At 43.5% G+C, this 12,019-nt stretch carries 8 protein-coding genes and 2 pseudogenes; 4 read left to right on the top strand and 6 right to left on the bottom strand.

All coding sequences use genetic code 11. From position 1 onward, the window contains the following. Positions 1–39 precede the first annotated feature (39 nt). Positions 40–177: a hypothetical protein gene (locus tag LC608_RS28245; protein ID WP_229556741.1), complete on the bottom strand. Its 138-nt coding sequence runs from the start codon at positions 175–177 to the stop codon at positions 40–42. Positions 178–333: 156 nt separating this feature from the next. Between LC608_RS28245 and LC608_RS28240 the strand changes: the two genes are divergently transcribed. The 3 genes from LC608_RS28240 (at position 334) to LC608_RS28230 (ending at position 6,445) form a co-directional block, all read left to right on the top strand. Beyond that, complete coding sequence (locus tag LC608_RS28240) at positions 334–5,634, top strand: filamentous hemagglutinin N-terminal domain-containing protein (protein WP_229556740.1); 5,301 nt, start codon at positions 334–336, stop codon at positions 5,632–5,634. Continuing rightward, positions 5,619–5,930, top strand: a complete 312-nt coding sequence (locus tag LC608_RS28235; RefSeq protein ID WP_229556739.1) for a hypothetical protein — start codon at positions 5,619–5,621, stop codon at positions 5,928–5,930. The genes LC608_RS28240 and LC608_RS28235 overlap by 16 nt, the downstream gene beginning before the upstream one ends. Before the next feature lie 140 nt (positions 5,931–6,070). Then, entirely contained in the window at positions 6,071–6,445 is a 375-nt protein-coding gene (locus tag LC608_RS28230; RefSeq protein ID WP_229556738.1) for a hypothetical protein, read from the top strand. A gap of 149 nt (positions 6,446–6,594) precedes the next feature. On the opposite strand, the gene LC608_RS28225 is transcribed toward LC608_RS28230, so the two are convergent. Genes LC608_RS28225 through LC608_RS28210 form a run of 4 tightly spaced genes read right to left on the bottom strand, consistent with a single transcriptional unit; the run spans position 6,595 to position 11,398 of the window. Further along, on the bottom strand, positions 6,595–7,371 hold the full coding sequence (locus LC608_RS28225; RefSeq protein WP_229556737.1) for a DUF928 domain-containing protein: 777 nt from the start codon (positions 7,369–7,371) through the stop codon (positions 6,595–6,597). A 27-nt stretch (positions 7,372–7,398) separates the two neighbouring features. Beyond that, complete coding sequence (locus LC608_RS28220; RefSeq protein WP_229556736.1) at positions 7,399–9,732, bottom strand: CHASE2 domain-containing protein; 2,334 nt, start codon at positions 9,730–9,732, stop codon at positions 7,399–7,401. 26 nt (positions 9,733–9,758) lie between these two features. Continuing rightward, on the bottom strand, positions 9,759–10,730 hold the full coding sequence (locus LC608_RS28215) for a DUF1822 family protein (RefSeq protein WP_229556735.1): 972 nt from the start codon (positions 10,728–10,730) through the stop codon (positions 9,759–9,761). 29 nt (positions 10,731–10,759) lie between these two features. Next, a complete protein-coding gene (locus tag LC608_RS28210) occupies positions 10,760–11,398 on the bottom strand; it encodes a sigma-70 family RNA polymerase sigma factor (protein WP_229556734.1) in 639 nt (212 codons plus the stop codon). Between the two features lie 191 nt (positions 11,399–11,589). Between LC608_RS28210 and LC608_RS28205 the strand changes: the two are divergent. After that, a pseudogene (locus tag LC608_RS28205) lies at positions 11,590–11,895 on the top strand (LLM class flavin-dependent oxidoreductase); the annotation flags it as partial. On the opposite strand, the pseudogene LC608_RS28200 reads toward LC608_RS28205, so the two are convergent. Next, positions 11,823–12,019, bottom strand: a pseudogene (locus tag LC608_RS28200) (hypothetical protein); the annotation flags it as partial. The pseudogenes LC608_RS28205 and LC608_RS28200 overlap by 73 nt on opposite strands.

Below are 12,019 nucleotides of genomic sequence, written 5' to 3'. Positions count from 1 at the left end.
CGTTTCATTGATATCGACTGACAATGCGATCGCATCAACCTACAATGCCATTACATCGGCTAACAATGCGATTGTATCGGCTGACAATGCCATTGCATCGGCTAACAATGCGATTGTATCGACTGACAATGCCATTGTTTTGACTAACAATTCGATTGTATCGGCTGACAATGGCATTGTATAAATTTATGTAAAGAAATTAGCAAGTTTTGCGTAAAACTAACGCGATCGCAACTGAGAATTATCTAGAGGTGACTGCAACCACCGTAAACACACATTAGTGGTGTGACATAACCAAAAGTTTAGCAACTGCTGTTTGCTAAGAGGGGTACAATGTCCAAAATAAGTATTGGTTGGGGCTGGTTTTTAGGAATTGCAATATGTGGTTCAAGCATTTGGAGTACAAATTGCGCTTTTGCCGACATTATCCCGGATGGCACTTTGCCTAATAACTCTAGTATCAAATTAGAAGGGAACAACAGCATCATTGAAGGAGGAACCCAAGCAGGTGGCAATTTGTTCCACAGCTTTCGGGAATTTTCTGTCCTGACTAACGGCGCTGCTTTGTTTAATAATGCTGCGGATATTCAGAATATTATCAGTCGGGTAACGGGTGGGTCAGCTTCTACTATTGATGGGATAATTCGTGCTAATGGCACAGCTAACCTGTTTCTAATAAATCCGAATGGCATTATTTTTGGACAGAATGCTTCGTTAAATATTGGTGGTTCTTTTGTTGGAACTACAGCGAATGCACTGCAATTTGGAAATCGAGGATTTTTTAGCGCTACTGATAAAAATATTCCTTCACCGTTATTGACTATTAATCCCTCAGCATTGCTGTTTAATCAGATTAATCAAAATGCTGGAATTCAAAATAGCTCAGTTGCATTTGCAGGAAAAGATCCAGCAGGCTTTGATGCTTTTGGTTTACGAGTACCAGATGGTAAAAGTTTGCTGCTGGTAGGTGGTAATGTCAGCATGGATGGGGGACGATTAAATGCTAATGGTGGACGAGTTGAGTTAGGAGGGTTGGGCGAACCTGGTACTGTAGCGCTGGGTGTAGATGGCGATAATCTCAGCTTGAGATTTCCTAATAATGTTGCGCGAGCTTCGGTATCCCTTACCAATCAAGCTGCGATATATGTAGAAGGCACTGGTGGCGGTAATATTGCAGTCAACGCCAGGAATCTAGAGATTTTAGGAGGAAGTATTTTAAGCGGTGGTATTGGGCGAGGTTTGGGGACACCTGAAACTGTTGCAGAAGATATTACGCTGAATGCTACCGGGGAAATTAAAGTTGCTGGGAGCGGAGTTGTCAATCTTGTGGGTTTGGGGTCAAAAGGTAATGGGGGTAACATTACTATCGATTCTGATTCTTTCTCGTTACAAGATGACGCTCTACTTACTGCTTCAACTTATGGACAAGGGAATGCGGGGGCTGTGGCAGTGCAGGCACGAAATGCTGTTGACCTTGCAAGCGGTGATATCCTCAGCACGGTGTCAGCAGGGGGTGTCGGTAAGGGAGGTAATATTGATATCAATGCTGCAACGCTGTCACTTACTGATGGCGCTCAACTGTTAACCCTTACTCGTGAAGCATCTGATACCCAGCCAGCAGGACGGGGGGATGCAGGGAATGTCAATGTTAATGTTACTGGTGCTGTTGAGATTTCTGGGGAAAAAAATGGTTCTGTTAGTGCAATTTTCAGTACGGTGCAAACGGGGACAATTGGCAATGGGGGTAACATTACTATCGATTCTGGTTCCTTCTCATTACGCGATCGCGCTCAACTTGAAGCCTCAACCCGTGGACAAGGGAATGCGGGGAATGTGACAGTGCGGGCACAAGATGCTGTTTCTCTTGCAGATGGTTACATCTTCAGCATGGTGGAAGCAGGAGGTGTAGGTAAAGGAGGCAATATCGACATCAATGCTGCAACACTATCACTAATCGATAGCGCTCAACTGCAAACTGTTACTGGTGGTGCATCTGCTACCCAGCCAGCAGGACAGGGGGATGCAGGGAATGTCAATATTAATGTTACAGGTATTGTTGATATTGCTGGGGAGAAAAATGGTTTTGTTAGTGCGATTTTGAGCAATGTGGAAACGGGGACAGTTGGCAATGCGGGTAACATTACTATCGATTCCGGTTCTTTCTCTTTACGCGATCGCGCTCAACTTGAAGCCTTAACTTCTGGACGAGGGAATGCAGGGAATGTGACGGTACGGGCACGAGATGCTGTTTCTCTTGCAGATGCTAACATCCTCAGCACGGTCGAAGCCGGAGGCGTGGGTAAAGGTGGCAATATCGACATCAATGCTGCAACACTATCACTAATTGATAGCGCTCAACTGCAAACTGCTACTCGTAAAGCATCTGCTACCCAGCCAGCAGGACGGGGGGATGCGGGGAATGTCAATGTTAATGTTACTGGTGCTGTTAAGATTTCTGGGGAGAAAAATGGTTTTGTTAGTGCGATTTTGAGCAATGTAGAAACTGGGACAATTGGCAATGGGGGTAACATTACTATTAATTCTGGTTCTTTCTCTTTACGTGATCGCGCTCAAGTTGCTGCCTCAACATTGGGACAAGGGAATGCAGGGAATGTGACAGTGAGTGCACTTGATGTTGTTTCCCTTGCAGATAATTCTTCCATCTTCAGCACGGTGGAATCAGGGGGTGTAGGTAAGGGTGGCAATATCGACATCAATGCTGCAACATTATCACTAATTGATGGCGCTCAAGTGCTAACCAATACTAGTGAAGCATCTGATACCCAGCCAGCAGGACGGGGGGATGCGGGGAATGTCAATGTTAATGTTACTGGTGCTATTGATATTGCTGGAGAGAAAAACAGTTTTGCCAGCGGGATTTTCAGCAGAGTGGAAACTGGGACAGTTGGCAATGGGGGTAATATTACTATCGATTCTGGTTCATTCTCGTTACGCGATCGCGCTCAACTTGCTGCCTCAACTTCGGGACAAGGAAATGCAGGAAATGTGACAGTGCGAGTAAAAGATGCTGTTTCTCTAGCACATGCTGACATCCTCAGTACGGTAGAAGCAGGAGGTATCGGTAAGGGAGGTAATATCAACATCAATGCTGCAACACTATCACTAATTGATGGCGCTCAACTGCTAACTGTTACTCGTGAAGCATCTACTACCCAGCCAGCAGGAAGGGGCGATGCGGGGAATGTCAATGTTAATGTTACTGGGTCAGTTAATATTGCTGGGGAAAAAAACGGTTTTATCAGTGGAATTGGCAGCTTTGTGGAAACGGGGACAGTTGGCAATGGGGGTAACATTACTATAGATTCTAGTTCCTTCTCGTTAAAAGATGGTGCTCAACTTTCTGCCTCAACTTCAGGACTTGGGAATGCAGGGAATGTGACAGTGCGAGTAAAAGATGCTGTTTCTCTTGCAGATAATGCTGGCATCCTCAGTAAAGTGGAAGCAGGGGGTGTAGGTAAAGGAGGCAATATCGATATCAATGCTGCAACATTATCACTAATTGATGGCGCTCAACTGCAAACCGCTACTAGTGCTGCATCTGATACCCAGCCAGCAGGACGAGGGGATGCGGGGAATGTCAATGTTAATGTTACTGGTGCTGTTGAGATTTCTGGGGAGAAAAATGGTTTTGTTAGTGCGATTTTGAGCAATGTAGAAACTGAAACAGTCGGCAATGGAGGTAACATTACTATCGATTCTGGTTCTTTCTCTCTAAGTGATGGCGCTCAACTTGAAGCCTCAACTTCGGGACTTGGAAATGCGGGGAATGTCAATGTTAATGTTAGTGGGAAAGTTAATATTGCTGGAGAGAAAAACGGTTTGAAGAGTGGGATTTTCAGTCAGGTGAATAGGGGAACAGTTGGCAATGGGGGTAATATTACTATCGATTCTGGTTCATTCTCGTTACGAGACGACGCTACACTTCTAGCCTCAACCCTTGGACAAGGGAATGCAGGGAATGTGACAGTGCGAGCACTTGATGGTGTTTCTCTTGCAGATAGTTACATCTTCAGCACGGTGTCATCAGGGGGTGTAGGTAAGGGAGGTAATATCGACATCAATGCTGCAACCCTATCACTAATTGATGGCGCTCAACTGCAAACCGCTACTAGTGGTGCATCTGCTACCCAGCCAGCAGGACGAGGGGATGCGGGGAATGTCAATGTTGATGTTACTGGCATTGTTGATATTGCTGGAGAGAAAAACGGTATTTTTAGTGCGATTCTCAGCAGGGTAGAAACGGGGACAGTTGGCAATGGGGGTAATATTACTATCGATTCTGGTTCTTTCTCTCTAAGTGATGGCGCTCAACTGACTGCCGATACCTTGGGACAAGGGAATGCGGGGAATGTGACAGTGCGAGCACGAGATGCTGTTTTCCTTGCAGATAATGCTGCCATCCTCAGCACGGTGGAAGCAGGGGGTGTAGGTAAAGGAGGCAATATCGACATCAATGCTGCAACACTGTCATTAATTGATGGCGCTCAACTCGCAACCATTACTCGTGAAGCATATAATACCCAGCCAGCAGGACAAGGGGATGCAGGGAATGTCAATATTAAAGTCACTGGCGCTATTGATATTGCTGGAGAGAAAAATGATTTGGTTAGTGTGATTTCCAGCCGGGTGGAAACGGGGACAGTTGGCAATGGGGGTAACATTACTATCAATTCTGGTTCCTTCTCGTTACGAGATGGCGCTCAACTTTCTGCCGAAACCTTTGGACAAGGGAATGCAGGCACAATCAAAGTCAATGCTGCTGATTTTTTTACCATTTCTGGTAGCACTTCTAACTTTAACAGTGGCTTGTTCGTTAACTCCCAAAGTCCGACAGGTACTGCTGGAGATATTATCGTCACCTCACCTAGAGTTACCTTAGACAACAGTGGCACACTCAACGCCGAATCTGCATCGGGTAACGGTGGCGACATCAACTTACAAACTGATTTACTGCTTCTGCGTCGTGGCGCTCAAATTTCCACCACCGCAGGCACAGAAAAAGCTGGTGGTAATGGTGGCAACATCACTATTAATGCTCCGTCGGGCTTCATTGTTGCTGTCCCAAGCGAAAATAGCGACATCACTGCTAATGCTTACAGAGGCAGTGGTGGAAGAGTAGATATTCGAGCCATTGGTATCTATGGCATTCAACCCCGCTCTAACCCAACTTCTCTTTCGGATATCACCGCTAGTTCTGAGTTTGGTGTAAACGGTACTGTAGAACTTAACACGCCGGATATTGACCCGAACAGTGGCTTAGTCAACCTGCCAACAATAGCAGCTGACACTGAAGTAGCACAGACTTGTCAAGCTGGTGGAAATTTAGCTAAAAGCAATTTTACAATCACTGGACGCGGCGGCTTGCCACCTAATCCAGGTGAAACTCTTAACACTGATGCGGTGAAGGTAGATTTGATTACTCTTAATCCAAATGGTAATAACCCCGATCGCCCCTTTCTTCCCAGCAAAATAACTACCCCCGCACCAGAACCCATCATAGAAGCTACTGGTTTGGCGCTAAACCAAAAAGGGGAAGTCGTTCTGACAGCAAATCTTCCCACCACTACGCCCCATAGTGCTTGGTTAAAGCCTGCATCTTGCAAAGCAAGTTAATATTAGAGACTTCAATAGAACGCAATGCGATCGCATCACCTTACAATGCCATTGTATCAACTGACAATTTGATCGCATCGCCTGACAATTCGATTGTATTGGCTGACAATGCGATCGCATCAACTGACAATGCTATTGTATTGACTTACAATGCGATCGCATCAACTGACAATTCGATCACATCGCCTGATAATGCCATTGCATCGATTTACAATGCGATCGCATCGCCTAACAATGTTATTGCATGGGCTTACATAATTTACAGCAGTTTTCATGTCTTTAGACCACACTCTTGATTTCTCTGTGCGTCTGGAGTGCCTTTGCGTGAGATAAAAAAGATGTGGTACATTTACCCGAAAATAGCTGTAAAAAGCTCCTGTTAGCTTTAGAGTTGTAATGGGCATATTAAATGTATACTTTATTACGGTATACATATATGCCTACCCAAGATACAACACGCCGTTTGCCTCCTCAATCAATTAGTCAAGATATTACTTCATTGCACGGTTTTCAAACCATCAGCACATACAATACAACCCGTGCTGATGCCTCTGCTGCAAACTTACAGCAAGCTTATCAAACTATGTTGAGTTTTCAACAAGCCGAAATCGAGAAACTAACTTTATACCGTGCTGCTGCTGATGCTGCGCGATTAGCAGAATGGGAATTTCATAATGCTGTATTAGCTATGAAAGAAGTTGTGCGCGGGCAATATGGGTCAGACAGCGATCAAGCTCAAGCAGTTGGACTGAAGAAAAAATCAGAGCGCAAGCGTTCTAACCGTAAAAAGTCAGTTGCGGTTGCAAGTTAATCAACTTAACCATTGAGTCAGTGAAGAGCATCGCTGACTTTTCTCCAAAAGCGATCGCTCTACACTGCTAATTCTGGCGTTGCATAGTTGTGGGATAACTGCCGTGCAAAGGAAACTCTATAAAATCTATCCCACATTTATGCAACGCCCTAATTCTCAAGATTGCAGCACTCTACTTTTGGTTCAGTTGCAAAATCATTCAAACCCACAGCTTTCAACAGCGCTGTCCAAGAAGTATCCTGCGAATTGGTGCGACGCAATTCAGTAGCAGCACTCAGCGCTTCATACCAAATACCATTAGCTGCATAAAGATTTACTTGCTGGCTTGGTGTTGCTTTTTCCAATTGAGTTTTCAAAGTAGGGTTCAGTTGCTCCCGTTTTATATATCCTTCAATATCAGCAATAATTTGCTTATCCTTATCTTTATTACAGTAAATGTTGAAATACCAACGATACCGCTTACCTATCTCCAGAGGTGCTGCTTTTGAGGGCAAACGAAAGCTAACTACTCCAGGTGTCTCTGACAAAGAAGTTTTATAAATAGTCTGCTCTTCTGCTTGATCTTCTAGCACAAACTCTCCAACTGCAAAGTCGGATGTATAAGGAACATAAAACAAGAAATTAGGACGCTCTGCGATCGTGGTTCCAAACACCAATTCTGAGTTTGAATAAACAGGTACTAAAGCTGTAAGCCGCTTTTGAGAAGAAGTCAGGGGCTTATTTATATCCTGACCACAGCCACGACTACCTGCTTCTCCTCGCTTACCTGGTTCCCCAATGTCTTTTGGTGGGGGCGGTGCTGCGAAAATCAATGATTGGTTTAATTGTCCATTGGAATTTGCAGGCTGTGCTTGCACACCTATAGAGCTAAAGAATGTTAAACTAACGGCGAGAAAAATTTGAATCTTTTGTACAGATAACTTCATTTTTATTTATGCCTCAAGTAGTAAAAGTCACTTGTCGCTGCTTTGTTGTAAAAATAGATAAATTGCCACTGTGCCGCCAGTAGCCACTAAAACCAAAGCTGACGGAACTAGGGGAACCCAAATCCCTTGGTAAAAGAGAATTAAGCAAAAAACATATAAGACTCCAAGTACACCTCCTCCTGCTAGTACTAAATATAGTCTTGAGCGATCGCTTGGTGCGATCGCCACTGATCCGGCTATACTGATTGCACCTCCAACCACTGACCAACTCCAAACCCACAAAACTTCCCCCCAAACGGGCAAAACAGATATCAAAGGTCGCCCATCCATCACCGCACTCACCAGCTGACTTACCATTTGTGCTTGCAGAATCACCCCTGGTATTTCTTCGGAAAAACCCTGCTCAGTCATGTAGGGGGTAGGACTATAATCACGAAAGCTTTGGGCAGTAGTACCAATGAGAACAATTCGGTCTTTGACTTGTTCAGCGTTGACTTTGCCCCTAAGAACATCTGTGAGTGTGACTCTAGGAGCAATTTCTCCAGGAGAATTTTGGAAAGATCGGTAATTGAGCAATATTTGGTAGCCGCCTGTATCCGCTTGTTGATAGCCACCCATCTGAGGCTGCAACCGCTTAAAAATAACGTTGCCTAACTGCAAATCTCCATCAGTGTATTGGGCAGAGATGCCTTTTGCCTCCAAGTAGTGGAATGCCAATTGAGCATTAAGGGCGTAGCGTGCCGTACAAGGGGAGGTTACATCTGCTGGTTGCATTGCCAATAAATGACGACGCAGAACGCGATCTGAGTCTGGGATAATATCACTAAATCCTTGGCGTTCTAGCGGAACCCCTAAAGGAGGTGAAATTCCCAGACGGTCTTTTGTGAGTTCTTGAACTTTGCAAATTGCAAAAAGTCTGTCATCTATTTTCAACCTAGTCGCTAAAGAAGCTTGGTTGCGTTGTGATGGCTGATCATGATAAATATCCAAGCCAATGGCTTTGGGTTGGAAGTGTGCAAGTTTTTCCAAAAGTTGGGTTAGTGCTAGGTCAGAAAGCGACCCTCTTCTTTCCTTTTGCTCTGGTAACTGAAAATCTTCTTCGGTAACAGTGACTATCAACAGGCGCGGATCTTGCTTTTCTTGGGGACGCGATCGCATCAATTGATCGTAAGCTTGTAACTCCCATGTTTGCAATCCTCCCACTTGCCTAACTCCCAGCACGCTGATGGTGAGCATCACACTCATTAGCAATCCCCTTATCAGTAGGGCACTGTTAGATTTAATTCGGGGCTTTGGCCAAGTCATCGGTATGGCAGCAGGATTTTCACAAATTATCGGTAACCAAGTTGCCCCTGGAAATTTGTCCTCTAATCCTTGCAGTTTTTCTCTAGCAGTGCGAACTGCAATATATATAGATGCGCCTGAAGAAAAAGCTGCCAGAAAATGCTTTAAAAATGCTTGCGCCACAAGATCGGGCACAGGTTCCCGCATGACAATAATTTGGGGAATATGTAAATCCTGTAGTTCTCGCGCTAATCCCAATCCATCACAAGAGTTGAAAATCGCCAACTGTAACCCATTAGTGACGGCATTTCTCAGGGCATATTTCAGGTCTGCAATTGTTAAACTATCTTTGTCATTAATATAGATACGACCAGTCTCACCCTCGCTTTTACTATGACCAGCGAAAAATAAAATGTTCCAAGGTTGGTTCCACAGTTGATCGTTAATCTGATCGCGTTGCGGCTGTGTCAAAAAGGTTGTGGTAGCATTGGGTAATTTTTTTAGTAATTCGCAGTCTTTATCCACATCAATACCAGTTTTATCGCCCAAAACCGCCAATATGTTGATTTTGTGTCTGTAGGTAGATGTCTGCAATCCAGTTACTTGTTCTAACTCTGGAACGCTCAAAGCTACTTCGGCTTTGGTGTAGTCTCGATCGAGCAAATCCCATAGATGCCAAGGAAGTTTCTCTAGCTGGATAGAAGCAGTGCGAATCAGCACTCGCACTTCCTCGTTGGGCGTTAAGTATTTCAGCCATTTTTCCCGAATCCGCCAAAATGACTCTGACTCTAGCCAGTGATTTAAGTGCGATCGCAACTCACAAACTTTGTTTTGACAGTCATCACGCCGTTGGGTAATAGAACCATCGTAAATAATTTTTTTGGCTTTGAGGCGACCACTTCCTAGACTACAATACGTTGACCGCCACTCATCAATTACTTTAGCTATTTCTAGATTGGGAGGTAAATGACCAGACGTTTCTATACTGGGACGCTTACCATCTTCTCCAATCTCCAGCGTCACCCGCACCCCTAACTCCAAATCGCCATCTAGCTTCAGAACAACTAACTTTCCCATTTGCAGCACCCCTATTGTTTTTCGCTTCAGATGAGAAAACTTTCTATAACGCTAATATTCCCCAAGACCAATTTAATACTAAAACGTTCTCCCACATCGCCACTAAACTGCAATTGAATCTTTTTATTACCGCTTCTAGTTTGTGCTTCCATAATAGATTCTTCCTCTACTCCTTCAAAGTCAAGCACCATCAGTTGGAGATTGGGTGGCAGATAATTTTCTCCCCATGTAGGATGTACTTCTACGATAATGTCTATTTCCTGCTCCTTCTCTTGAATGAAGCCAACGACTAGAATTACAGATTGAATTATTCCTGTTGTTCCTAAATCAATCAGCTTACCCCTACTAACAAAAGAATCATTAGCACCTCTTAGACTCCAATCTGGATTAGCTCTTTGATTATCAAGAAGGGTTTCAATTTCTTGCCAACCAGCTTCAAAAATATTCTCCAGCCATTGCTTTAATTGAACTAAATTCTGATTTAAGTTCAGCGAATTATCAGCTACTTCAGCAAGCTTAACTTGAGAAAGTTCTTCTAAATACTCCAATAGATTGTCTAAAGGTTGCAATTGGTTAATGGGTAATAAATCAGTTTCTACCTGTTTGATAAATCCCAGCAACTTCGCCTCTCTAAATGATTTGCTTATCTGCACAGCTACATAGCCAATTCGATTTGACTGTACTTCTGGTGGCACATAAACAAATTGTGCATCTGACAACACTGGGCGACATTCTAATAAGCCCAAGTTTTTTAGCGACAAATCAGCAATATCCATAAGTGTCTGTTGTATGACATTCCAACTATCACTTTTATTCAAGTCTGTCTCAAATCCCATGCAACGTAGATAATAATTTACGAAAGATACAGACAAAGTATTGAGATAAACTTGTTCACCTTTTGCTTGCGTGGCTTGTTGTCTGCGTAACTCTTCTGCTCGGTGCCTTCCATCCACAGGTATCGGGGCTGAGAATGTTAATAAATTTATAATGTTGTTCATATTTTTTGCCTAGCTAATGAGATGAAAAATCAAATATATAAATATTCTTGGAATTTGTCAGCAAATTTTTTCAGACAACGTTGGTAAAAACTATGGAGAGATGTGATTCCAATACCCCATTCTGCCGAAATCTCTTTCCAGGAAATGCCAGAACATCTTCTTTGAGCTATAGCTTGAAAATTTGCCTCTGGATAGCCTTTGATGTGTTCTTTGCAAAAAATTAATTCTGGGTCAGTTTCTATACATTCTCTTACTTGTTCAAATAAAGACATAGGTTGAGATGAAGGTATATTTTCCCAGTGAGAGCTTTCGAGATTTATTTCATTTTCTTTCCCAATAACTTTGGGGATAGCCTCTGGGAAAAAACGTTTAGTTAATAGCATATTTACCCAAGTTATCACTTCGCCGCGTTCTGGGTCATACTTATTAATATTGTTATTTTGACAAAGATAGAAAAATAAATTTTGTACTGCTTCATCATAGATATCTTCATAAACTAGTTGAAATTGACCTTTATAAGGACGAACAAGCTTATCTGACTGCCAAATAGCATTAATAAGCCGTGTTAAAGCTATCCGCTTTTCCTTGGTTAGGTGAGTGTATTGTTGGGCTGCGATCGCTAATTCTTTAAGTTGTGCATCTAGTTGTTTTCTCCAGTCATTAGTCATAAAAGACCTCGAATCAGAACGCACCAAGTTGCAAATTCATATATATCTCATGGATTGATCGCAACTTTTACACAAACTAGCCACAATTGTTACAAAACTTTGTGCTTATGCATTGAACTGGGGACTGGGAAGATTTGGCTCGGCGCAATACCAGATTGTCTGTTTGGTGTTCACGCTGACTTCCTTTCAAAATTGATGTATATCTGACTTGGGGAGAACCACCGCAGCAAGTAGCTGAGAAGATTAACGCAGTTCGGGAGCTAGCTGCCGAACAAGGTAGAACTTTACGTTTTGGGATTCGTTTACATATCATTGTCCGGGAAACCGAGAGCGAAGCTTGGGATGCTGCCAATGATTTAATTAAGTATGTCGATGAAGAAGCGATGCCTTCGGCGAGCTTCGCTAACGCTAAAGCTCAAAAAGTTTATGCTCGTTTAGATTCCGTTGGGCAAAGCCGCATGACGCAACTGCACAGTGGCAGTCGTGAAGGATTGGAGTGCGATTCGTTGATTAGTGAATCACGGTAGTCAGTCCGTAAATAACTAAGCCAGCCCGACAGCAGATTACTGTCATTAAAGGCTGAACTCTCGGTCAGATGCAAGTGAAAGCCTTGCCATTCAG

Source organism: Nostoc sp. XA010 (genome assembly GCF_020829625.1).
GTDB lineage: Bacteria > Cyanobacteriota > Cyanobacteriia > Cyanobacteriales > Nostocaceae > Nostoc.
The sequence above is the reverse complement of the archived record's forward strand: the minus strand, read 5'-3'. Positions and strand labels throughout refer to the sequence as shown.

Excerpts from the sequence above, each read along its gene's own strand:
- LC608_RS28225 (WP_229556737.1), bottom strand. The coding sequence starts at position 7,371 with ATGAAGTTATCTGTACAAAAGATTCAAATTTTTCTCGCCGTTAGTTTA.
- LC608_RS28220 (WP_229556736.1), bottom strand. The coding sequence starts at position 9,732 with ATGGGAAAGTTAGTTGTTCTGAAGCTAGATGGCGATTTGGAGTTAGGG.
- LC608_RS28230 (WP_229556738.1), top strand. The coding sequence starts at position 6,071 with ATGCCTACCCAAGATACAACACGCCGTTTGCCTCCTCAATCAATTAGT.
- LC608_RS28240 (WP_229556740.1), top strand. The coding sequence starts at position 334 with ATGTCCAAAATAAGTATTGGTTGGGGCTGGTTTTTAGGAATTGCAATA.
- LC608_RS28210 (WP_229556734.1), bottom strand. The coding sequence starts at position 11,398 with ATGACTAATGACTGGAGAAAACAACTAGATGCACAACTTAAAGAATTA.
- LC608_RS28245 (WP_229556741.1), bottom strand. The coding sequence starts at position 177 with ATGCCATTGTCAGCCGATACAATCGAATTGTTAGTCAAAACAATGGCA.
- LC608_RS28215 (WP_229556735.1), bottom strand. The coding sequence starts at position 10,730 with ATGAACAACATTATAAATTTATTAACATTCTCAGCCCCGATACCTGTG.